Below are 21,629 nucleotides of genomic sequence, written 5' to 3'. Positions count from 1 at the left end.
TTACTGTCGGGCTGATGACTGAGCGCGCACCGATCCACGTCGGCTCCGGCGAGCCAATCCTGTTGCTACACCCGTTCATGATGTCGCAGAACGTGTGGAAGAAGGTCGGCCCGCTGATTGCCGAAACCGGCCGCTACGAGGTTCTCGCCCCCACCATGCCCGGCCACAACGGCGGGGTGAAGGGCCACCGCTTCCTGGATACGGCCGAACTGGCCGACGACGCGGAACGCAGGATGGATGCACTGGGCTGGGACACCGCGCACATCGTCGGCAACTCGCTCGGCGGCTGGGTGGCCTTCGAGTTGGAGCGCCGCGGCCGGGCCCGCACGCTGACCGGTATCGCACCGGCGGGCGGGTGGAGCAAGTTCACGCCCGCCAAGTTCGAGATCGTCGGCAAGTTCCTGGCCGGCTTCCCGGTGTGGGCGTTCACCCTCGTGTTCCGCGAGCGTGTCCTGAAGCTGCCATTCACCCGCTGGCTGGCCCACTTTCCGATCAGTGCCACGCCGGACCGATTGTCCGATGACGACCTCATCGACATCATCGACGACGTCACCCACTGCCCGGCCTACTACCAGCTTCTGGTGAAGTCGCTGCTGACCCCGGGCCTGATGGAACTGGCCGAGGGCGCGTGCCCCACCCACCTGGTGATCTGCGAAAAGGACCGCGTCCTGCCGCATCCGCGGTTCACCCGCCACTTCACCGCGCACCTGCCGTCGACCACGCAGATCACGCATCTCGACGACGTCGGCCACATCCCGATGTTCGAGGCGCCGCAGCGCGTGGCCGACCTGATCGTCGAGTTCGTCGACCGCCACGCCGCGCCACCGTCACGAGAGGCGCTCGGCGGTTAGAGCTTCGTCACCGGCTCGCTCGTCGCACCCTCCAGCACCGAGTTCAACGTCTTGCTGGGCCGCATCACCGCGGTGGTCTTCTCCGGGTCCGGGTAGTAGTACCCGCCGATGTCGACCGAGTCGCCCTGCACCTCGACGAGTTCGTTGACGATCGCGTCCTCGTTGTCGGCCAACGACTTTGCGAGGTCGGCGAAGTGGTCGGCGAGTTCCTTGTCGTCGGTCTGCTCGGCGAGCTCCTGCGCCCAGTACATCGCGAGATAGAACTGGCTGCCCCTGTTGTCGAGCTCACCGGTCTTGCGCGACGGGCTCTTGTTGTTGTCCAACAGTTTTCCGATGGCCGAGTCCAGCGTCTTACCCAACAGAACGGCCCGCTTGTTCTCGGTCTTGCGCCCGATGTCCTCGAAACACGCTCCCAGGGCGAGGAACTCGCCGAGCGAGTCCCAGCGCAGGTGGTTCTCCTCGACCAGCTGGTGGACGTGCTTGGGCGCGGAGCCACCCGCACCGGTCTCGTACATACCGCCTCCGGCCATCAGCGGCACGATCGATAGCATCTTCGCGCTGGTGCCCAGCTCCAGAATCGGGAAGAGGTCAGTCAGGTAGTCGCGCAGGATGTTTCCGGTCACCGCGATGGTGTCCTGGCCGCGGATCAACCGCTCCAGCGTGTACCGCATGGCCCACACCTGCGGCATGATCTGGATGTGTAGGCCCTCGGTGTCGTGCTCCTTGAGGTACTCCTTGACCTTCTTGCGCAGCTCCACCTCGTGCGGACGCTCGGTGTCCAGCCAGAACAGCGCGGTCATGTCCGAGGCCCGCGCCCTCGTCACGGCCAGCTTCACCCAGTCGCGGATCGCGGCGTCCTTGACCACCGGCATGCGCCAGATGTCGCCGGTTTCGACGTTCTGGGTCATCAGCACCTCGCCGGTGTCGACGTCGACGATGTTCGCGACGCCGTCCTCGGGGATCTCGAACGTCTTGTCGTGGCTGCCGTACTCCTCGGCCTTCTGCGCCATCAACCCGACGTTGGGCACGGTCCCGATGGTCGTCGGATCGAACTGCCCGTGGGTCTTACAGAAGTTGACCATCTCCTGATAGATCCGGCTGAACGTGGACTCGGGATTGACCGCCTTGGTGTCCTTGGTCCGCCCGTCGGCGCCGTACATCTTGCCGCCGAGCCGGATCATCGCCGGCATCGACGCGTCGACGATCACGTCGCTCGGCGAGTGGAAGTTCGTGATGCCGCGGGCCGAATCCACCATCGCCAGTTCCGGCCGGTGCTCATGCACGGCGTGGATGTCCTGGACGATCTCCTCGCGCTGCGAAGCGGGCAGCGCCTGGATCTTGTCGTACAGATCGGACATGCCGTTGTTGACGTTCACACCGAGTTCGTCGAGCACCTTCTGATGCTTGGCGAACGCGTCCTTGTAGAAGACCTTCACCGCGTGGCCGAACACGATGGGGTGCGAGACCTTCATCATCGTGGCCTTGACGTGCAGCGAGAACATCACGCCGGTCTTGTAGGCGTCCTCGATCTGTTCTTCGAAGAATTCACAGAGCGCCTTTTTGCTCATGAACATGCTGTCGATGATGTCGCCGTCGTCGAGCGCCACCTCCGGCTTGAGCACCACCGTCTCGCCGCTCTTGGTCTCGAGCACCATCTTGACCTTGCGGTCCTTGTCCAGGGTCATCGACTTCTCGCCGTGATAGAAGTCGCCGGTCTTCATGGTCGCCACGTGGGTGCGCGACGCCATCGACCACTCACCCATGCTGTGCGGGTGTTTGCGCGCGTACTCCTTGACCGCCTTGGGGGCGCGTCGATCCGAGTTACCTTGTCGCAGAACCGGGTTGACCGCGCTGCCGAGGACCTTGGCGTAACGGTCCTTGATTGCTTTTTCGTCGTCGTTCTTCGGGTCACCGGGGTACTCGGGCAGGTCGTAGCCCTTGGCCTTGAGCTCCTTGATCGCGGCCAGCAGCTGCGGCACCGAGGCGCTGATGTTGGGCAGCTTGATGATGTTGGTGTCGGGCTTCTCGGTGAGCTCGCCCAGCCGGGCCAGGTTGTCCGGCACGCGCTGCTCGTCGGTGAGCCGGTCGGAGAACTCGGCGAGAATGCGTGCGGCCACCGAGATGTCGCTGGTCTCGACGTTGATGCCCGCCGGTTCGGTGAAGGTGCGAATGATCGGCAGGAACGCGTAGGTCGCTAGCAGCGGCGCCTCGTCGGTCAGCGTGTAGATGATGGTCGGCTGCTCGGCAGTCATGTGGGGTTCTCCGGCTCGCTAATCGGTCAGGCCTCGGTCAGTCGACTACCAGTATTGCGCCGTACCCGACCCTCTGTGTGAGCCAGGGGGTCTGCCGCAGGGAGTGTGATCCGCTACTGACCGGTAGCTTTGGCCGCGCCTCGCCGAGATCCCTCGCTGGCACGCCCCGAGCACTATGCGATAGGCTTCTCATCGGTCATGAGTGCCAGCAACAAGCCCCGGCTAGCTGGCCGGCAACCCTCCAACCGCGGTGGGGTGCCCCGGGTGATGACCAGGTTGAGTACCCGCTGAGAAGCGGCTACCGGCAAGCGCGGGTCCGTTGTGACGGGCCCCCAGACACAGATGGAGGTCCGTTCTCGCATGAGCGCGTCAGAAGATCCGACAGCAAGCTGGGCGTTCGAAACCAAACAGGTCCACGCCGGACAGGCCCCCGACAGCGCGACCAACGCCCGGGCGCTCCCGATCTACCAGACCACGTCGTACACCTTCAACAGCACCGATCACGCCGCCGCGCTGTTCGGCCTCGCCGAGCCCGGCAACATCTACACGCGGATCATGAACCCCACCCAGGACACCGTCGAGCAGCGCATCGCGGCTCTCGAGGGTGGGGTGGCGGCGCTGTTCCTGGCGTCCGGTCAGGCCGCCGAACATTTCGCGATCCTCAACATCGCCAACACCGGCGACCACATCGTGTCCAGCCCGCGGCTCTACGGCGGCACCTACAACCTGTTCCACTACACGTTCCCCAAGATCGGCATCGAGGTCAGCTTCGTGGAGGACCCCGATGACCTCGACTCGTGGCGGTCCGCGGTGCGGCCGAACACGAAAGCGTTCTTCGCCGAGTCGATCTCCAACCCCAAGATCGACATCCTCGACATCCCCAATGTCTCGGCGGTCGCCCACGACGCCGGCGTGCCGCTGATCGTCGACAACACCATCGCCACCCCGTACCTGATCCAGCCGCTGGCCCACGGCGCCGACATCGTCGTGCACTCGGCCACCAAGTACCTCGGTGGGCACGGCACCGCCATCGCCGGCGTCGTCGTCGACGGCGGCACCTTCGACTGGACCAACGGAAAATTCCCGGGCTTCACCGAGCCCGATCCGAGCTACCACGGTGTGGTGTTCGCCGAACTCGGTCCGCCCGCATACGCGCTCAAGGCGCGGGTGCAGCTGCTGCGTGATCTGGGTTCGGCGGCGTCACCGTTCAACGCGTTCCTGGTCGCCCAGGGCATCGAGACGCTGAGCCTGCGCGTCGAACGGCACGTCGCCAACGCGCAGAAGGTCGCCGAGTACCTCGATGGACACGACGACGTGCTCTCGGTCAACTACGCCGGATTGCCCTCTTCTCCGTGGTACGAGCTCGGAAAGAAGCTGGCGCCCAAGGGGACCGGTGCCGTGCTCGCATTCGAACTGGCGGGCGGGGTCGACGCCGGAAAGGCCTTCGTCAACGCACTGACCCTGCACAGCCATGTCGCCAACATCGGCGACGTGCGGTCGCTGGTGATCCACCCCGCGTCCACCACACACGCGCAGTTGTCGCCGGAGGAGCAGTTGGCCTCCGGCGTCACGCCCGGGCTGGTGCGCCTGGCGGTCGGCATCGAGGGCATCGACGACATCCTGGCCGACCTGGAACAGGGCTTCGCCGCCGCCAAGCCGCTGCGCTCCGCAGGCAAGGCCGACCCGAACGCCACGGCGGCGTTCTGATGACCCTCTCCGATGTGGAAGTCGAGGTGCCACTCCTGAATCTGCCCGCGGAAGGCGAGATCGGCGTGGTCGACATCGGCTCGCTGACGCTGGAGAACGGCGCGGTCATCGAGGACGTGTCGATCGCCGTGCAGCGCTGGGGTGAGCTGTCGCCCGAGCGCGACAACGTCGTCGTGGTGCTGCACGCGCTGACCGGTGACTCCCACATCACCGGCCCGGCAGGACCCGACCACCCGACCCCCGGCTGGTGGGACGGGGTCGCCGGTCCCGGCGGACCCATCGACACCGACCGCTGGTGCGCGGTGGCGACCAACGTGCTGGGCGGGTGCCGCGGCTCCACCGGCCCGAGTTCGCTGCATTCCGACGGCAAGGCCTGGGGGTCGCGTTTCCCGGTCGTCTCCGTCCGCGACCAGGTGCGCGCCGACATCGCCGCGCTGGAGGCGTTCGGGATCACCGAGGTCGCCGCGGTCATGGGCGGCTCGTTGGGCGGCGCCCGCGCGCTGGAGTGGATGGTCGGTCATCCGGACAGGGTGCGCTCGGGGTTGGTGCTGGCCGTCGGCGCGCGTGCCACCGCGGACCAGATCGGCACCCAGAGCTCGCAGGTCGCCGCGATCAAGGCCGATCCGAACTGGCAGAACGGCGACTACTACGGGACGGGCCTGTCCCCCGACCTCGGTATGGAGATCGCCCGCCGGTTCGCCCATCTGACCTACCGCGGTGAGCTCGAGCTCGACACCCGGTTCGCCAATGATCCGCAGGACGGTGAGGACCCCGGTGTCGGCGGCCGCTACGCGGTGCAGAGCTATCTGGAGCATCAGGGCCGAAAGCTGGTGTCGCGGTTCGACGCCGGCACGTATGTGGCGCTCACCGAGGCGCTGTCCGGCCACGACGTCGGACGCGCCCGCGGGGGTGTCGAGGCCGCGCTGCGCGGCTGTCCGGTGCCTGCGGTGGTCGGCGGCATCACCTCCGACCGGCTCTATCCCCTTCGGCTGCAGGAGGAGCTGGCCGAACTGCTGCCCGCCTGCGCCGGCCTCGATGTCGTCGAGTCGATCTACGGGCATGACGGCTTTCTGGTGGAGACCGAGGCCGTCTACAAGCTCATCCGCCGGACGTTGGAGCTGGCTGCACAATGACGGCGGGCCGGCCGGAACAGGATCGCTCGCTGTCGTTCGGCGCGGAGGCCGCCGCCTACGAACGCGGTAGGCCGTCGTATCCGCCCGAGGCGATCGACTGGCTGCTGCCGTCGGCCGCCGCCAGGGTGCTCGACCTCGGGGCGGGCACGGGCAAGCTGACCACGCGCCTGGTCGAGCGCGGCCTCGACGTCGTCGCGGTCGATCCGATTCCCGAAATGCTTGAGCTGCTGAGTCGTTCGCTTCCCGAGACCCCGGCCCTGCTCGGCACGGCAGAGGAGATCCCGCTGCCCGACGACAGCGTCGACGCCGTGCTGGTGGCCCAGGCCTGGCACTGGTTCGATCCCGAGATCGCGGTCAAGGAGGTGGCCCGGGTGCTGCGCCCCGGCGGCCGGCTGGGCCTGGTGTGGAACACCCGCGACGAGCGGCTGGGCTGGGTGAAAGACCTCGGCCGCATCATCGGCCATGAGCACGACCCGTTCAGCAACACGGTCTCGCTGCCCGACCCCTTCACCGGCGTCGAACGTCATCAGGTCGAGTGGACGAGTTACCTGACCCCGCAAGCACTTATCGACCTGGTCGCGTCCCGCAGCTACTGCATCACCTCGCCGGAGAAGGTACGCACCAGGACGCTGGACCGCGTGCGCGAGCTGCTGGCGACCCATCCGGCGCTGGCCAACTCCACCGGGCTGGCGCTGCCGTACGTCACCGTGTGCATCCGGGCCACGCTGGCCTGACCGCCGCGCCGACGTGGGCGACTGAAGTGCTAGCTGGTGCCCAGCGGGTCGATGGTCCACGCGATATAGAGCATCGTCGCGCTGACGGTCGCGGTGGTGACGAAATCGACGCCCCGGCTGCGCACCGCCAGCAGACCCGCGCGGTCATCGCTCAACACCAGCCGCAACGCGGCCGCCACGCCCACCCCGATCGCGATCACCAGCGCGCCGCGTCGCCAGTAGCCCGCGACCACCAGGACGAACGCGGCGGCGAAGATCAGCCCGACCGACCAGAACGGCCATTGACCGGTGAAGACCTTGCGCGCGAACTCCTTTGGCGTCACGTCGCGGCCAGTACCTCCGCGCGCTCGACCACGTTCGTCAGCAGGAACGCGCGCGTCAGCGGTCCCACGCCACCCGGATTGGGCGAAACGTGCCCGGCGACGTCCCAGACGTCGGGGTGGACATCACCGACGAGCTTGCCGTTCTCGTCGCGGCTGACCCCGACGTCGACGACCGCCGCGCCGGGACGCACCATCTCGGCGGTCACCATGTGCGGCATGCCCGCCGCGGCGATGACGATGTCGGCCTCGCGGGCCAACTCCGGTAGATGACGAGTCGCGGTGTGGCACAACGTCACCGTCGCGTTCTCCGAACGCCGGGTCAGCAGCAGCCCGAGCGGACGGCCGACCGTCACGCCGCGGCCGATGACGACCACGTGCGCGCCGGCGATCTCCACCTCGTAGCGGCGCAGCAGGTGCACGATCCCGCGCGGGGTGCACGGCAGCGGAGCTGGTTCGTTGAGAACCAGCCGGCCGAGGTTGGTCGGATGCAGACCGTCGGCGTCCTTGCCCGGATCGACGCGCTCCAGCGCGGCGTTCTCGTTGAGGTGCTTGGGCAGCGGCAACTGAACGATGTACCCGGTGCACTCGGGGTTGGCGTTGAGTTCGTCGATCGTCTCGTCGAGCGTGGCCTGGCTGATGTCGGCGGGCAGGTCGCGGCGGATCGAGTTGATGCCGACCTTCGCGCAGTCGGAGTGCTTGCCGCGCACGTAGGCGTGGGAACCGGGATCGTCGCCGACGAGCACCGTGCCCAGCCCCGGCGTGCGCCCCGCCGCCGTCAGCGCCGCAACCCGTTCGGAGAGGTCGACGAAGATCTCGTCGCGCGTGGCCTTGCCGTCCAGTGTCATCGCACCCACGGGTCACAGTCTGGCATGCTCCATGACTATGAACACTCAGCCCAATGTGTTCACCCCGGCCAAGCTCGGCCCGGTGACGCTGCGCAACCGGATCATCAAGGCGGCGACGTTCGAGGCGTCGACGCCGAACGCGCTCGTCACCGACGATCTGATCAACTACCACCGGCTGCCCGCCGCCGGCGGGGTCGGCATGACGACCGTCGCCTATTGCGCGGTCGCCCCCGGTGGGCGCACCGACGGCTGGCAGATCTGGATGCGCCCGGAGGCCGTGCCGGGCCTCAAGCGGCTGACGGAGGCGGTCCACGCCGAGGGCGCTGCGATCAGCGCGCAGATCGGCCACGCCGGACCCGTCGCGAATGCGCGGACCAACAAAGCCAAGGCGCTGGCGCCCATCCGCTTCTTCAACCCGCTGTCGATGCGGTTCGCCAAGAAGGCCACGCGTGAGGACATCCGCGAGGTCACCGAGGCCCACGCCAATGCCGCGCGGCTGGCCATCGAATCCGGTTTCGATGCCGTCGAGATCCACCTCGGCCACAACTACCTCGCCAGCTCGTTCCTGTCCCCGCTGCTCAACCGCCGCACCGACGAGTTCGGTGGCTCGCTGGAGAACCGGGCCAAGGTGGCCCGCGGCGTCGTCATGGCGGTGCGGCGCGCAGTGGAGAAGGAAGGCACCCCGATCGCGGTGACCGCGAAGCTGACCATGACCGACGGTGTGCGCGGCGGCATTCCGATCGAGGAGTCGTTGCAGACCGCGAAATGGCTCGAGGAGGACGGCGGCCTGGACGCCATCGAGTTGACCGCGGGCAGTTCGCTGGTCAACCCGATGTACCTGTTCCACGGCGACGCGCCGATCAAGGAGTTCGCGGGAGCGTTCAAACCCCCGATCCGGTGGGGCATCCGGATGACCGGAAAGAAGTTCCTGCGCGAGTACCCCTACCGGGAGGCGTTTCTGCTGCGCCACGCCCTGAAGTTCCGCGCCGAGCTCAAGATGCCGCTGATCCTGTTGGGCGGCATCACCAACCGCGAGTCGATGGACCTCGCGATGGCTGAGGGTTTCGAGTTCGTGGCGATGGGACGCGCGCTGCTGGCCGAACCGGACCTGATCAACCGCATCCAGGCCGACAGTTCGGTGCAGTCGATCTGCGATCACTGCAACAAGTGCATGCCGACGATCTACAGCCACACCCACTGCGTGCTGACCGGGGCGCCGGACAACTATCAGCCCTCGACGGCGGGCCGCGGTTCGACGTAGGCCACCATCGGTTCGGTCACCAACACGCGGTCTCCGGCGGTCACGACGAGCTCCTTCGCCGAGAACGAGTACGTGGCGCCCTCGTTCTCGACGGTGAAGACGCCGTCACTGTTCTCGGCCGCAGGTGCTTTCAGCACCAGACCGTCGCTCATTCGCACCCCGCGGTACTCGTAGTTGCCGCCCCGTTCGCAGATCGCGACGAGCGCGAATTGGGTGCGGCCCAAAGCCGCTGGCTGCCATGGCGCCTCGCAACGGGCTTCGGAGTCGACGAATCCACGGGCGTCGATCGCGATGGCGTTTTGCGCATCGACCGTGGGCGCCAGGAACGCCGCTGCGACACAGAGCCCGCCGATGCCGACGATCATGAAAGGCGCCCGAGACACCATGACCTATGGTGACCACGTTTCGTCGTCATCCGCGCGCGACTCGCCGGGCGATCGGCAAACTTTCGTCAACGGCACCGCGACACCCCGCCCCGGCGGGCCTACCGTTAGAGTTGGCGTCGATGAGCCGACCCGCCCCACCCGCGCTGACCGTTCGGTACGACGGATCGACCCGGACCTTCGCGGCGGGAAATGACGTCGTCATCGGCCGTGATCTGCGCGCCGACGTCCGCATTGCCCACCCCCTGATCTCCCGTGCGCATCTGGTGTTGCGCTTCGATCAAGGCCGCTGGGTCGCGATCGACAACGGCAGCCTCAACGGGATGTTCGTCAACAACCGCAGGGTTCCCGCGGTCGACATCCACGACGGTCAGACCGTCAACATCGGCAATCCCGACGGTCCGCGGCTGACGTTCGAGATCGGTCGCCATCAGGGCGCGGTGGGCCGGACACCGACCGTGGCGGTGCCGATCGCCAACCAGCGACCGGCAGGCAGCTACCCCACCGCTCCGCCGGTCTCGGGTCCGCACACCGCGCGGCCATACGGGCCGCCGCCAGCACAGTCGCGTCCGCAACCGACCTACCCGAGTGCGCCTCCCCCGCCCCGGTATCCCAGCACGTCGCAGCCCGCGGCCTATACGAGTCCTCAGCAGCCGGTGCGCCAGCCGATCTCCTCACCAGCGCTCGAATCGGCGACGATGATGGGACCGACGGCGGCTCCGCGCTCCAGCGACGGCAACCTCGCCACGAGCATGCTCAAGATCCTGCGGCCCGGGAGCAAGCCCGCGGACAATGTTCCCGGCGCAGTCAAGATCGGTCGAGCCACCGACAACGACATCGTCGTACCCGACGTGCTGGCGTCGCGCCACCACGCCACGCTGGTGCCGACGGCGGCCGGCACCGAGATCGTCGACAACCGCAGCATCAACGGCACGTTCGTCAACGGTGCGCGGGTGGAGTCCGCACTGCTTCGCGACGGTGACACGGTCACCATCGGCAACATCGACCTCGTCTTCTCCGGCGGCACGCTGGTCCGCCGCACCGAGAGCGAGGCCGCGACCCGCACCGGCGGGCTGGAAGTGCACGGCGTCACGTGGACCATCGAGAACAACAAGACGCTGCTGGACAACATCTCGATCGCGGCGCGGCCGGGGACGCTGACCGCCGTCATCGGCCCTTCGGGCGCCGGCAAGTCGACATTCGCGCGGTTGGTCGCCGGCTACACCCATCCGACGACGGGCACGGTGACCTTCGAGGGTCACAACGTGCACGCCGAATACGCGTCGCTGCGCTCCCGGATCGGGATGGTGCCGCAGGACGACGTCGTCCACGGTCAGCTGACCGTGCGCCAGGCGCTGATGTACGCCGCCGAACTGCGGCTGCCGCCCGACACCACGAAGGCCGACCGCGAACAGGTCGTCATGCAGGTGCTCGAGGAACTCGAGATGACCAAGCATCTGGAGACCCGTGTCGACAAGCTCTCCGGCGGCCAGCGCAAGCGCGCCTCGGTGGCGCTCGAACTGTTGACCGGCCCGTCGCTGCTGATCCTCGACGAGCCGACCTCGGGTCTGGATCCGGCACTGGACCGCCAGGTCATGACGATGCTGCGGCAGCTGGCCGACGCCGGGCGCGTCGTGCTGGTCGTCACGCACTCGCTGACCTATCTCGACGTGTGCGATCAGGTGCTGCTGCTGGCTCCCGGCGGAAAGACCGCGTTCTACGGCCCGCCCGGCCAGATCGGCCCGTCGATGGGCACGACCAACTGGGCCGACATCTTCAGCTCGGTGGCCAGCGATCCCGAGGCGGCCAACTCGCGCTTCCTTTCCCAGCACGGGCCGCCACCGCCGGCACCGCCGACCGAAGAGCCCTCCGATCTGGGCAGCCCGACGAGTACCAGCGTGCGGCGACAGTTCTCGACGATCGCGCGCCGTCAGGTGCGACTGGTGGTGTCCGACCGCGGTTACTTCGCGTTCCTGATGCTGCTGCCGTTCATCATGGGCGTGCTGTCGCTCTCGGTGCCCGGTGACGTCGGTTTCGGTGTGCCGGTGCCGGCGATCCAGGGCGGTCCGGCGCCCAACGAACCGGGCCAGATCCTGGTCATGCTCAACGTCGGCGCCATCTTCATGGGCACCGCTCTGACCATCCGGGCACTGATCGGTGAGCGCGCGATCTTCCGCCGCGAGCAGGCCGTCGGATTGTCCACCACCGCATACCTTTTGGCGAAGGTGTTCGTGTTCACGCTGTTCGCGATCGTCCAGTCGGCGATCGTGACGGCGATCGCGATCATCGGTAAGGGCTGGGGTCCGGGCGCCGTGGACAGCGGTGCGCTGATCGGTAACCGCAGCATCGAGTTGTTCGTCGACATCGCGGTGACGACGGTGGCCGCGGCGATGGTGGGCCTGGCGCTGTCGGCGTTGGCCAGGTCAAACGAACAGATCATGCCGCTGCTGGTGGTGGCGATCATGTCGCAGCTGGTGTTCTCCGGCGGCATGATCCCGGTGACGGACCGGATCGTGCTCGATCAGATGTCGTGGTTCACCCCGGCCCGTTGGGGTTTCGCGGCTTCGGCCTCGACGATCGACCTGATCCGGTTGGTGCCCGGCCCGTTGACACCCAACGACCGGCATTGGGAACACAGCGCAGGAACATGGCTGTTCGACATGGCCATGCTCGGGCTGATCTGCATCGGCTACACGGCGTTCGTGCGCTGGCGGATTCGGCTTGCCAGCACCTAGCGTCGAGCCGGGGCGAGCCGCTTGAGGGCGAGGCCGCCCTCGAACGGGCGGTAACCGAACGCGGGCGGCGAGACGTAACCCGTATCGCCCAGCGGGGTATGCACTTCGGCGACCGTCGGACCGATCTCCGCGGCAATCGGGGCGAGGGCCTCCAGGTCGAACCGGTACAGCCGGGCCGCGTTTCCGGCGAGGATCTTGCGGCACACGTCCTCGGGCTGGTCGTGCAGTGCCCAGCGGATCGCCAGCTTCGAGTGCGGCGCGAAGCCTTCCTCGTGCGGGTAGTCGCTGCCCCACATGACGTGGTCGGCACCGAGGTAGTCGATGGTCGACGATTCGTACGGCGTCAGCTCCGAGGCCAGGTAGCAGTTCCGCTTGGCGTAATCGCTGGGCGCCATGGTCAGTTCGTCGATCGACGAGCCGCCGAACATTCCGTACGTGCGGTTGCCCGCCTCGGATTTCATGGAGGGCACCATGACGTCGAGCATCATCATCTGGTCCTGTAGCCACAGCGTGCCCTGCTCGGTCGGCACGAACCGCAGTGTCGGATGACGCTCGAACACCCCGGCGAGGATGAGGTGTGAAACGGTGCGCTGCGCCCACATCGCCATCTCGGTGACCAGCACGGCATTGGAGGCCGGCTGATCCATCGGCATCACCGGGCTGCCCGCTCCGGCGTGCTGGACCACGGTCAGGTCCAGTTCCGTGCACAGCGCCCAGATCGGTTCGTAGCGGGTGTGGAACAGCGGTGCGACGTTGGGGTCGCCGGGCGAGACGGCGGGCAGCAGCACGCCGCCAAAGCAGGCCTGCTCGGCGCCCCAGCGGATCTCCTCGAGTGCCAGCTCGACGTCGTTGGGGAACACCTGGATCAGCCCGCGGCGCCGCGCCGGGGCCAATGAACAGAAGTCGATCTGCCATCGGTTGTGGGCCTGCACACCGGCCCATCGCTTCTCGAACTCGTCGCGGGTGCGCGGCAGCGTGATGGTGATGTTCGGGGTGGTCGGAAAGAACGGCGGCACGGTGTTGGGAAGCAGCACTTCGGCCGCCACCCCGTCGGCGTCCATCTCCGACGTCCGAAGCTCATGGCTCCAGTTGCGCTGCGCGGTGGCGATGATCAGGTCGTCGAACGGGCTGACGTAGGCGGCCGCCCACGCGTCGAAGTCGTCGTGCAGCCGGGCAGGCAGGTAGGGCTTGTAGTCGCGAAGGTCGGCCCCGGCGTGGGTGTCGGTGGAGATGACGACGTAGCGGTCGAGGGTGTCCCAGGTGGCGGCCATCCGCCCATTGTTTCTCCGGCCGGCGGGCCGCCACCCCGGTTTGGCGTGATTGACGCCTCCCTGCGGCGTCCTCACTGCCCGTGGATGTTCAGGCCGTGAGCCGCAGCGTAGGCCAGTGCCTGGTCGACGTCGATCTTCGCGCCGGTGAGGCTGGCGGTGGTCCACAGCGACGCATCGGTCCTGGCGCCGCGCAGGTCGGCCTCGTCGAGCCGCAGGTTCTGCACTCGGGCGCCGCCCAGGTCCGCACCGCGCAAGACGGCCTTGCGCAGATCTGCGTCGACCAGGCTCGCCTCGCGCATCCGGCACCCCGTGAGATCCACACCGCGCAGATCACACCCGCCGAGTACGGCCAGTGTCAGGTCGACGTCGACCACAGTCAGCGGTCGCAAGCGGCTTTCGGTGAACACCGATCCCAACATGCTGCACTGCCGAAAAGTGCTGTGGTGCAGCGTCGCCCGCTCGAATCGGCAGTTGCGAAAGGCCGAACCGGAGTGCTCCGACTCGGTGAGGTCGACGCCCCGGAAATCGCATCCGTCGAACACCACGCGTTCGGTGCGCAGCCTGCTCAGATCGTCGTCGCGGAAATCGCGGCCGGTGAACTCCCCGTCGCTCCAGAGTGTTACGTGCGGTGACACAGGATCAGCCGGGCAGCGTTGTGAGGCTGGCCAGCGCGTACTCGGTGATCGCGATCAACGCCGCCTTGGCCGACTGCCGGTCACGCGCGTCGACGGTGATCACCGGAACGTGCTCGCCCAGCGTCAGCGCTTTACGGACCGCGACGATGGGATGCCTTGGCGCACCGTCGAATTGATTGACAGCAACGAGGAACGGGAGTTTTCGCGCCTCGAAGAAGTCCACCGCGGCGAAGCTGTCCTGCAGCCGGCGCACGTCGACGAGGATGATGGCTCCGATCGCGCCGCGCACGAGGTCGTCCCACATGAACCAGAACCGGCGCTGCCCGGGGGTGCCGAACAGGTACAGCACCAGGTCGTCGGCCAGGGTGATGCGACCGAAGTCCATCGCCACCGTCGTCGTGTTCTTCTCAGGTGTGGCTTCCAAACCATCGACGCCCGCCGAGGCGGTGGTCACCAGGGCCTCGGTCCGCAGCGGCATGATCTCGGAGACCGCGCCAACGAATGTCGTCTTCCCGGCGCCGAAGCCACCGGAGATGACGATCTTCGTGGAGGCCGCCTCCTCAAAGTGCCTTGAGGCCACGCAGTGTCCTTCCTATCAACTCACGTCTTTCGTCGATGTCGGTCGACTCGCCCAGGGTGCTGCCGACCGCCACATAACCCTGCGTCACCAGATCCCCGATGAGTACCCGCGCCACGCCGAGCGGCAACGATAACTTCACCGCGATCTCGGCGACCGACGGGTGGTCGACACACATCGCCACGATCTGCCCGCGCACGTCGTTGCCCGGCCAGCGCGGCGGCTTGGCCGAGTCGACCGTCTCGACCGGCGCCTCCAGCGGCAGCGAGATGCGGGCGTCGGTGCGGCCCGCGGTCAGGATGTACGGCCGGACCAGGCTCGGCTCGGCCGCGACGTCGCCCTCCCACCGGTCCATCGGCGGCTCACGAATGCTGGGGTGCGCGCCGTCGCGCCGACTGGACGACGGTGCCCACCCGCTCGACCAATACCGCCATTTCGTAACCGATTTGGCCGATGTCGCAGTTTCGTGCCGCCAGGGTGGCCAGGTTCGAGCCGTCGCCGACCCGCATCAACAGCAGATACCCGTTCTCCATCTCGACCACCGACTGCAGCACGTGGCCGCCGTCGAAGAGTTGCGCCGCACCCGTGGACAGGCTCGCCAGCCCGGAGGCCACGGCCGCCAATTGGTCGGCCCGCTCGGTCGGGATGTGCTCGCTGGCCGCCATCAGCAGCCCGTCGGCGGATACCAGCACGGCGTGGGTCACCCCCGACACGTCAGCCGCGAACTTGGAGACCAGCCAGTCGAGCGAGTCGCGCTGCGTCGAATGAGCCGGATAAGTCATTCGGTATCGGTTCCTCTGGTCTCTCGTGCGTGCGATCGCCCGGCGTGCACCCCGCCGAAGTGGCTGCTGATGCTGGCGCGAACGGCTTCCGGGTCGCGTTGCGAGGCTCCCGGTTCCGCGCCGAACTCAGCCGCCGATGCTACCTCGCCGGTCTGCGCGGCGCCCGGCACGAGGCGGGCACCCGGAGTGCGCAGCGGAAGCCCGTCGTCGGTGACCTCGGTGACCGGGGCCTCGTCGGCGGCGGCCGCGGCCGACCAGCCGTGGTCCCACACCGATTCCCAGTTCAGGTCCTCGCTGTTGGCGAGTTCCGTCGGGTCGACAAGCCACTCCGAGAGCATGCTCTGGTAGATCGAGTCGTCGGCATCGGCCACCTCGGCCGTTTGCGTCCGCGCCGCAAAGAAACTCGAGGTGTCCGTCGGCCGGCCGGCCGGTTCCGGCCCCTTCTCTTCCTCTTCCTCTTGTTCTTCGGTGACGGCCGAGATACCGCTGGCACCGGGATCGCGCTGCGGCAGCAGGCCTTCGCCGTGCGGCAGCAGGCCTTCGTCGTGCGGCAGCACATCTTCGTCGAGTGCCAGCGCCGTCGCGATCCCTGCGTGGGCGTCGGCGGGCGTGGCGTACTCGGGCGCGCTGAACTGGTGCGGCTCGCCCGGTCGCCTGAGCAGTTCCGCCGGGACGTACACACCCGCGGTGGTGCCCGAATCGGGCTCGCCGCCGATGGTCGAGCGCAGCCGGACCACCAGCCCGTGCTGCGCGGCGAGGCGCCCGACCACGAACAACCCCATGTGTCGCGCGGTGTACGGATCTACCTGGCCACCGGACTGCAGGCGGGTGTTGGCCACCCGCAGATCCGACTCCGTCATCCCGAGTCCGATGTCGCTCACCTCGATGACCAGTCCGCCGTTGGCGGTGTGCACGGCCGACACCCGAACCTGCGAGATCGGCGGCGAGTAGCGCAGCGCGTTGTCGAGCAGTTCGGCGAGCAGGTGGACCAGGTCGCCGGCGACCGCGCCGACCACCTCACTGTCGGGGACCGTGGCGGTGACGACCCGGGTGTAGTCCTCGACCTCGGAGGCCGCCGCGTTGATCACCGCGGAGACCGGGACCGGCTCGGCCTGCTCGCGAGGCACTCTCGCGCCCGACAGCACCAACAGGTTCGCGCCGTTGCGGCGCATCCGAGCGGCCAGGTGATCCAGCCGAAACAGGCTCTCCAGCCGTTCGGGGTCCTCCTCGTTGCGCTCCAGCCGGTCGATCAACGCCAACTGCTGGTCGACCAGCGACCGGCTACGCCGCGAGAGCGTCTCGAACATGTCGGAGATCTGCAACTGCAACCGCGACTGTTCGGCAGCGCGGAAGACGGCCTGCTCGTGCAGTTCGTCGACGGCATGCGCGACCTGGCCGACCTCCTCGGTGGTGTACACCGGGATCGGGGTGATCGGCAGCGCGTCACCACCGGCACGCACCCGCTCGATCTCCGCGCCGAGGTCTTCGTGGGCGACCTTGAGCGCACTGTCGCGCAGCCGACGCAGCGGTCGAACCAGGGTGCGCGCCACCAGGATCACGATGATCAGCGCGAGCAGCATCGACACTCCGACGACGACCGCGTCGCGGATCAGGGTGCTGCGCTGGGCAGCGGCTCGATCCCGCACGGCCGAGGTGACCGCCTCGGTGGTCCGGTCGATGATCTGGCGGGCGATCCGGTCGGTCGCGGCCACCGACGCGAGCAGTTCGGGATTGTTGACCAGCGGCACCGCCGGATCGGTCATCAGCGCCATCCGCTTGACGAACTCGGCCTGCAGCGTCTTGGCGTCGGGCGATCCGACCCCGAGCACCTGGTTCATGCCGAACAGGGTCGACGGCTCGGTGCCGGCAAGCGCGATCACCGCGGTCCGCAACTCCGGCTCGGGCAGCTCGGCGCCGCGGGTGAGCGCGAGCGTCTGCATCGTCATCTGGCCACGGGCCCCGATCGCGCGGGCCAGACCAACCGTCTCGGCGCGGATGCGTTCGTCGTCGACCCGGACGGAACCGGTCACCGCATCCTCGGCGGGCAACAGCAGCAGCGCGTACGCCTGGATGCTGTCGCGCAACCCGATGCTGTTCGAGGTGACCTTGTCCATCAACGCCTGACCGTCGTTGATCATCGTGGTGATGCCCTGACGGACATCCGGCGCGACGTCGGTGGCCTCCATCCTGAGCTGGAGCTCGCGACGGTTGGTGTCGAAGCGCGTCAGTGCGGCCGGCATGTCGCCGTTGGCCTCACCATTGGCAGAGGTGGCCAGCATCGCCGCTTCCAACGCCTCCATGTAGCCCTCGATCGCAGGCACCATTTCGGCGCGATCGGCGGCGCGACGCAGATCGGCTTCACCGGTCACGTCGCCGTAGATCCTCAGGCCGCCGAACGTGGCGGCCACGATCAACGGCACCAGGACGATCGCGAGCACTTTCCACCGGACAGGCCAGTTCGACAAGGCCCACCGCGAGGGCCGTTTGACCGGTCGCTGCGGCTCGCGTTCGAGGTCGATCAGCGTGCCGTCGGACCGCTTGAGTTCGGAGAACACGCTCGTCGGCGATGGCACGTCATTCATGAGACTTCCCACTGATTTCCACTGATATGCCCACCCCGGCGGGCCCGTTCCGGCCCTGGCAATTGGACGAGTATGCCAGCGATGTGCGGGCGAATCCACCATTCTTACTGAACAGACAGAGTTCAAAATCGCAGGTCGAAGGCGGTGTGAGGATACCGAGCAAATACCGGGACCCGATCGTGACACGGCCCGGCAGCAGCCACCGTCTAGGCCGGGCGCAGAATCGCGACGAGGAAGTCGGAGTGGTCGGTGAACGGCCGCAGGTCCCATGTGGACAACAGCAGATCCGGCGCCAGACCGGCGTTCGAGGCATCGTCGAAGAAGTCGGCGAATGCGTAGTCGCGGCCGGCGCCGAAGCCGATCACCGCCCGCCCGTCGTCCTTCAGGTGGATGCGCAGCCGGGCGAGCACCTCGCCCCTGGTGCTCGGCGCCAGGAAGGTCATGACGTTGCCCGCCGACAGGATGACGTCGAACTTCTCGGTGATGCCGCGGGCGGGCAGGTCGAGTTCGGCGAGGTCGCCGACGAGCCAGTGCGGGCCGGGATGATCCTGTTTGGCCGCCTCGATCAAGGCGGGGTCGACGTCGACGCCGACGACGCGGTGGCCGGCCGCGGCGAGATAGCCGCCCAGCCTCCCGGGCCCGCAACCGGCGTCGAGGATGTGCGCGCCGCGGGGGACCATCGCGTCGACGAGACGGGCCTCCCCCGTCAGGTCGTCGCCCGCGCGCGCCATCGCGCGGAACCGCTCGATATACCAGTGGGAATGGCCGGGGTCGGCCGCCACCTTCTGCATCCAGAGGCTTTGCGCGACCATGCGAGCATTATCCCTTCGCCCCGAAGCGCTCCTCCGAGAGGTCGTCGTTGTTCAAGCTGTTGTTCTACTCGCCGCGCATCGCACCCAACACGGGCAACGCGATCCGGATGGTGGCGGGCACCGGCTGCGAACTGCACCTGGTGGAACCGTTGGGCTTCGACCTGTCCGAGCCGAAGTTGCGGCGGGCCGGCCTGGACTACCACGATCTGGCGTCGGTCACCGTCCACCGCGATCTGGTCACGGCGTGGGCCGCGATGAGACCGGAGCGGGTCTACGCGTTCACCGCGCACGCGTCGACGTCGTTCACCGATATCGAGTACCGGCCGGGTGACGTGCTGATGTTCGGACCGGAACCGACCGGCCTGGACGAGGCGACGCTGGCCGACCCGCACATCACCGCCCAGGTGCGGATCCCGATGCTGGCCGGGAGGCGCTCACTGAACCTCTCGAATGCGGCCGCCGTCGCGGTGTACGAGGCGTGGCGGCAGCACGGGTTCGGCGGCGCGACCTGATCACCAGGAGTTGAAGTGCGCGACCTGCTCGACGGGTAGCCGCTTGGCCGGGCGGAAGTCGGTGCCCTTGGTGTAGGCAACCGGGAACAACCCGCCCTGGCTGTACTGGTCGTACGGGATACCGAGGAGGTCGGCGGCCTGCTTCTCGCCCTCACCCAGCAGGTGCAGCGTGGTCCATGCCGAGCCGAGACCGCGCGAGCGCAACGCCAGCATGTAGCTCCACGCCGCGGGCAGCAACGATCCCCAGAAGCTGGCGCTGACGGCGCCGGGCACGCCGTCGACCCGCCCCTCGAGGCACGGAATCAAAAGCCACGGCGATTTCTCCATGTTCTCGGCGAGGTACTCGGCCGACGACACCACCGCCTGGCGCCGCTCACCTCGACTGTCTCCCTCGGCGTACTCGGGCTCGGGCATCGTGCGGTACAGCTTCCAACTGGTGCGATAGATGTCGGCGAGCGCCTTCTTCTTCTCGGGATCGTCGACGAACATCCACTGCCAGGCCTGCGAGTTCGATCCCGTCGGCGCCTGGATGGCGATCTCGAGACACTCCAGCAGCACCTCACGCGGCACCGGCTTGTCGAAATCGAGCCGCTTGCGCACCGAACGGGTGGTGGTCAGGACTTCATCGACGGACAGGTTCAAAGTCATTTGTTGAGACTACATTCGCGTCATGGCAGTCAATTTCACCCAGGAGGTCGTCGACAGGCTCTCCTCCGACAAGTACGGCTGGTTGACCACGGTGGCCAAGTCGGGACAACCCGTGCCGCGCTTGGTGTGGTTCTACTTCGACGGCACAGACGTGCTTGTCTACACCGAACCGGGCGCCGCCAAGGTCAGGCATATCCGCGCGCATCCGCGGGTCAGCCTGAACTTGGACTCCGATGGAAACGGCAGCGGGATCATCGCCGTCGGCGGGCCCGCCACCATCGACGCCGAGGACGCGAATCCGCTGCAGGACGAACGGTATCGGGCGAAATACGGCGAGTACGCGGCCGGCCTCGGTTTCAGCGACGAGTTCCTCGCCGCCTACAACATGCGGCTGAAGATCGGCATCGACAAGGTCTGGACCACACCGACCGGGGGTTAGCGCACCGCTGACGGCGTCGCTGTCCGAATCGGCCGCACCGCAAGCGCGCACAGGCCGACGGCGGCGATCGCCAGGAAGGCGGTCTGTCCACCGGCCAGGTCGATGAGCGCCCCGACCACCGGCGCGCCCAGGGCTTGACCGGTCGCGAGCGTGAAGAACGACAAGCCGACTCCGGATGAGGTGCTGTCGGGATACAGCCGTGCACTCCACAGCAACGCCAGACCCGTCAACGCGATGTAGGACCCGCCGAACAGCGTCGCGGCCACGACCATGACGCCGAGATTCCACGGGACGGCCGCCAACAGCGCCGTCGCCGAGGCCATCGTGACGGTCGCGGCCACCCACGCCCACTGCAATCCGATCCGCTGCACCGCATCACCCGCGAGCGCCCCGGCGATACCCGCTGCGCCGATGACGATCCACAGCAGCGACGAGCGGGTGGCGTCCGCCCCGCCGACCGTGACGATCAGGTCGCGGCCGAAAGTCCACACCGCGACGCTACCGACGCCGGTCAGCAAGGACGCCAGCAGCAAGCCGAAAGTGCCTGGGCGCCATAGTGGGTCGATCCGTTTCGCGGCCCTGTGGGAGGAGGCGGGCACGGCGTAGAACACCCATATCGTCACCGCCGCCGACACCAGGGCGTACACCACCCACGCGGCGCGCCAGTGGCTCAGCAGTAACAGCGCGATCGGCGCCGACAGCACCACGCCGATCCCGGTGCCCCCGTTGACGACGGTCTGGGCACGATCCGCTGTGTTCGCAGGCACGTGCTCGGCGACCGCTGCGGCCAGCGGCGGCGAGACGATGCCGGTGCTACAGCCCGCCACCAGCACACCAACCGCGAGCACCCACGCCGAGGGTGCCAGCGCGATGATCGAGATCCCGAGTGTGGCAACGATTCCGGCGGCTACCGCGACCCGCCGGGGGCCGATGCGGTCGGTCAGCAGAAGGCTGGCGGTGATCGCCGCGCAGTAGCCGATGTAACTTCCCGCGCCGATCACGCCGGCGATGGTCGAGCTCAGTCCGAAGGTCTCGCCGAACACCGGCCCGAACAGTCCGTAGGAGAACCGCCCGAAGCCGTAACAGCAGGCGATCAGTGCGGTACCCGCACCGACGAGGAGGTAGACGGGTCGCCGCACCGCTCAAC

At 67.7% G+C, this 21,629-nt stretch carries 21 protein-coding genes and 1 riboswitch; of the genes, 8 read left to right on the top strand and 13 right to left on the bottom strand.

The annotated features are described in order from the left end of the window. The first annotated feature begins 14 nt into the window (after positions 1-14). Complete coding sequence (ephH, locus tag AU197_RS01700; RefSeq protein WP_064400639.1) at positions 15-851, top strand: epoxide hydrolase EphH; 837 nt, start codon at positions 15-17, stop codon at positions 849-851. On the opposite strand, the gene AU197_RS01695 is transcribed toward ephH, so the two are convergent. After that, entirely contained in the window at positions 848-3,103 is a 2,256-nt protein-coding gene (locus tag AU197_RS01695; RefSeq protein WP_064400638.1) for an NADP-dependent isocitrate dehydrogenase, read from the bottom strand. The two genes, ephH and AU197_RS01695, sit on opposite strands and share 4 nt — an antisense overlap. Before the next feature lie 194 nt (positions 3,104-3,297). After that, positions 3,298-3,420, top strand: a riboswitch (SAM riboswitch). A 43-nt stretch (positions 3,421-3,463) separates the two neighbouring features. Here AU197_RS01695 and AU197_RS01690 point away from each other — a divergent pair. Genes AU197_RS01690 through AU197_RS01680 form a run of 3 tightly spaced genes read left to right on the top strand, consistent with a single transcriptional unit; the run spans position 3,464 to position 6,677 of the window. Beyond that, positions 3,464-4,810 carry a bifunctional o-acetylhomoserine/o-acetylserine sulfhydrylase gene (locus tag AU197_RS01690; RefSeq protein ID WP_064400862.1) on the top strand — a complete coding sequence of 449 codons (1,347 nt, stop codon included), beginning with the start codon at positions 3,464-3,466 and terminating at the stop codon, positions 4,808-4,810. Continuing rightward, complete coding sequence (gene metX, locus AU197_RS01685; RefSeq protein ID WP_064400637.1) at positions 4,810-5,943, top strand: homoserine O-acetyltransferase MetX; 1,134 nt, start codon at positions 4,810-4,812, stop codon at positions 5,941-5,943. The genes AU197_RS01690 and metX overlap by 1 nt, the downstream gene beginning before the upstream one ends. After that, a complete protein-coding gene (locus AU197_RS01680) occupies positions 5,940-6,677 on the top strand; it encodes a class I SAM-dependent methyltransferase (RefSeq protein WP_064400636.1) in 738 nt (245 codons plus the stop codon). Before metX ends, AU197_RS01680 begins: the two co-directional genes overlap by 4 nt. Before the next feature lie 29 nt (positions 6,678-6,706). Here the strand turns inward: AU197_RS01680 and AU197_RS01675 are convergent, their stop codons facing one another. Beyond that, complete coding sequence (locus tag AU197_RS01675) at positions 6,707-6,937, bottom strand: DUF3017 domain-containing protein (protein WP_502687848.1); 231 nt, start codon at positions 6,935-6,937, stop codon at positions 6,707-6,709. 59 nt (positions 6,938-6,996) lie between these two features. Beyond that, complete coding sequence (locus AU197_RS01670; RefSeq protein ID WP_197415428.1) at positions 6,997-7,854, bottom strand: bifunctional methylenetetrahydrofolate dehydrogenase/methenyltetrahydrofolate cyclohydrolase; 858 nt, start codon at positions 7,852-7,854, stop codon at positions 6,997-6,999. Positions 7,855-7,882: 28 nt separating this feature from the next. On the opposite strand from AU197_RS01670, the gene AU197_RS01665 reads away from it, so the two are divergent. Continuing rightward, positions 7,883-9,106 (top strand): NADH:flavin oxidoreductase, encoded by a 1,224-nt coding sequence (locus AU197_RS01665; protein WP_064400634.1) that lies wholly within the window; start codon positions 7,883-7,885, stop codon positions 9,104-9,106. Here AU197_RS01665 and AU197_RS01660 read toward each other — a convergent pair. Beyond that, positions 9,073-9,489: a hypothetical protein gene (locus tag AU197_RS01660; protein WP_156434268.1), complete on the bottom strand. Its 417-nt coding sequence runs from the start codon at positions 9,487-9,489 to the stop codon at positions 9,073-9,075. The genes AU197_RS01665 and AU197_RS01660 overlap by 34 nt on opposite strands. Before the next feature lie 122 nt (positions 9,490-9,611). Between AU197_RS01660 and AU197_RS01655 the strand changes: the two genes are divergently transcribed. Further along, entirely contained in the window at positions 9,612-12,224 is a 2,613-nt protein-coding gene (locus AU197_RS01655; RefSeq protein WP_064400632.1) for an FHA domain-containing protein, read from the top strand. Here the strand turns inward: AU197_RS01655 and AU197_RS01650 are convergent. From AU197_RS01650 to AU197_RS01620, 7 genes are all read right to left on the bottom strand, one after another. Continuing rightward, a complete protein-coding gene (locus AU197_RS01650; RefSeq protein WP_064400631.1) occupies positions 12,221-13,495 on the bottom strand; it encodes an amidohydrolase family protein in 1,275 nt (424 codons plus the stop codon). The two genes, AU197_RS01655 and AU197_RS01650, sit on opposite strands and share 4 nt — an antisense overlap. A gap of 71 nt (positions 13,496-13,566) precedes the next feature. Continuing rightward, positions 13,567-14,130, bottom strand: a complete 564-nt coding sequence (locus AU197_RS01645; RefSeq protein ID WP_064400630.1) for a pentapeptide repeat-containing protein — start codon at positions 14,128-14,130, stop codon at positions 13,567-13,569. Positions 14,131-14,134: 4 nt separating this feature from the next. Next, positions 14,135-14,710, bottom strand: a complete 576-nt coding sequence (locus tag AU197_RS01640) for a GTP-binding protein (protein WP_064400629.1) — start codon at positions 14,708-14,710, stop codon at positions 14,135-14,137. Then, complete coding sequence (locus AU197_RS01635; protein ID WP_064400628.1) at positions 14,691-15,062, bottom strand: DUF742 domain-containing protein; 372 nt, start codon at positions 15,060-15,062, stop codon at positions 14,691-14,693. Before AU197_RS01635 ends, AU197_RS01640 begins: the two co-directional genes overlap by 20 nt. Before the next feature lie 7 nt (positions 15,063-15,069). Beyond that, a complete protein-coding gene (locus AU197_RS01630) occupies positions 15,070-15,489 on the bottom strand; it encodes a roadblock/LC7 domain-containing protein (protein WP_064400627.1) in 420 nt (139 codons plus the stop codon). Next, positions 15,486-18,071: an ATP-binding protein gene (locus AU197_RS01625; RefSeq protein WP_082696443.1), complete on the bottom strand. Its 2,586-nt coding sequence runs from the start codon at positions 18,069-18,071 to the stop codon at positions 15,486-15,488. Before AU197_RS01625 ends, AU197_RS01630 begins: the two co-directional genes overlap by 4 nt. Before the next feature lie 206 nt (positions 18,072-18,277). Beyond that, positions 18,278-18,883: a class I SAM-dependent methyltransferase gene (locus tag AU197_RS01620; protein ID WP_064400626.1), complete on the bottom strand. Its 606-nt coding sequence runs from the start codon at positions 18,881-18,883 to the stop codon at positions 18,278-18,280. Positions 18,884-18,930: 47 nt separating this feature from the next. On the opposite strand from AU197_RS01620, the gene AU197_RS01615 reads away from it, so the two are divergent. Next, positions 18,931-19,395, top strand: a complete 465-nt coding sequence (locus AU197_RS01615; RefSeq protein ID WP_064400625.1) for a tRNA (cytidine(34)-2'-O)-methyltransferase — start codon at positions 18,931-18,933, stop codon at positions 19,393-19,395. On the opposite strand, the gene AU197_RS01610 is transcribed toward AU197_RS01615, so the two are convergent. Beyond that, a complete protein-coding gene (locus AU197_RS01610) occupies positions 19,396-20,043 on the bottom strand; it encodes a nitroreductase family protein (RefSeq protein WP_064400624.1) in 648 nt (215 codons plus the stop codon). It abuts the gene before it with no gap. 22 nt (positions 20,044-20,065) lie between these two features. Between AU197_RS01610 and AU197_RS01605 the strand changes: the two genes are divergently transcribed. After that, positions 20,066-20,482 (top strand): TIGR03667 family PPOX class F420-dependent oxidoreductase, encoded by a 417-nt coding sequence (locus AU197_RS01605; protein ID WP_064400623.1) that lies wholly within the window; start codon positions 20,066-20,068, stop codon positions 20,480-20,482. On the opposite strand, the gene AU197_RS01600 is transcribed toward AU197_RS01605, so the two are convergent. Continuing rightward, the gene (locus AU197_RS01600; protein ID WP_064400622.1) at positions 20,479-21,621 is read right to left on the bottom strand and encodes an MFS transporter; all 1,143 of its coding nucleotides are present in this window, start codon (positions 21,619-21,621) and stop codon (positions 20,479-20,481) included. The two genes, AU197_RS01605 and AU197_RS01600, sit on opposite strands and share 4 nt — an antisense overlap. Between the last annotated feature and the right edge of the window lie 8 nt (positions 21,622-21,629).

It is taken from the genome of Mycobacterium sp. IS-1590 (genome assembly GCF_001500025.1).
In the GTDB taxonomy this organism is placed as follows: Bacteria; Actinomycetota; Actinomycetes; order Mycobacteriales; family Mycobacteriaceae; genus Mycobacterium.
The sequence above is the reverse complement of the archived record's forward strand: the minus strand, read 5'-3'. Positions and strand labels throughout refer to the sequence as shown.

Bases quoted from the DNA above. Each gene is read 5' to 3' on its own strand.
- AU197_RS01625 (WP_082696443.1), bottom strand. From the start codon at position 18,071: ATGAATGACGTGCCATCGCCGACGAGCGTGTTCTCCGAACTCAAGCGG.
- AU197_RS01695 (WP_064400638.1), bottom strand. From the start codon at position 3,103: ATGACTGCCGAGCAGCCGACCATCATCTACACGCTGACCGACGAGGCG.
- AU197_RS01680 (WP_064400636.1), top strand. From the start codon at position 5,940: ATGACGGCGGGCCGGCCGGAACAGGATCGCTCGCTGTCGTTCGGCGCG.
- AU197_RS01620 (WP_064400626.1), bottom strand. From the start codon at position 18,883: ATGGTCGCGCAAAGCCTCTGGATGCAGAAGGTGGCGGCCGACCCCGGC.
- metX (WP_064400637.1), top strand. From the start codon at position 4,810: ATGACCCTCTCCGATGTGGAAGTCGAGGTGCCACTCCTGAATCTGCCC.
- AU197_RS01655 (WP_064400632.1), top strand. From the start codon at position 9,612: ATGAGCCGACCCGCCCCACCCGCGCTGACCGTTCGGTACGACGGATCG.
- AU197_RS01650 (WP_064400631.1), bottom strand. From the start codon at position 13,495: ATGGCCGCCACCTGGGACACCCTCGACCGCTACGTCGTCATCTCCACC.
- ephH (WP_064400639.1), top strand. From the start codon at position 15: ATGACTGAGCGCGCACCGATCCACGTCGGCTCCGGCGAGCCAATCCTG.
- AU197_RS01690 (WP_064400862.1), top strand. From the start codon at position 3,464: ATGAGCGCGTCAGAAGATCCGACAGCAAGCTGGGCGTTCGAAACCAAA.
- AU197_RS01610 (WP_064400624.1), bottom strand. From the start codon at position 20,043: ATGACTTTGAACCTGTCCGTCGATGAAGTCCTGACCACCACCCGTTCG.
- AU197_RS01665 (WP_064400634.1), top strand. From the start codon at position 7,883: ATGAACACTCAGCCCAATGTGTTCACCCCGGCCAAGCTCGGCCCGGTG.
- AU197_RS01635 (WP_064400628.1), bottom strand. From the start codon at position 15,062: ATGGACCGGTGGGAGGGCGACGTCGCGGCCGAGCCGAGCCTGGTCCGG.
- AU197_RS01630 (WP_064400627.1), bottom strand. From the start codon at position 15,489: ATGACTTATCCGGCTCATTCGACGCAGCGCGACTCGCTCGACTGGCTG.
- AU197_RS01605 (WP_064400623.1), top strand. From the start codon at position 20,066: ATGGCAGTCAATTTCACCCAGGAGGTCGTCGACAGGCTCTCCTCCGAC.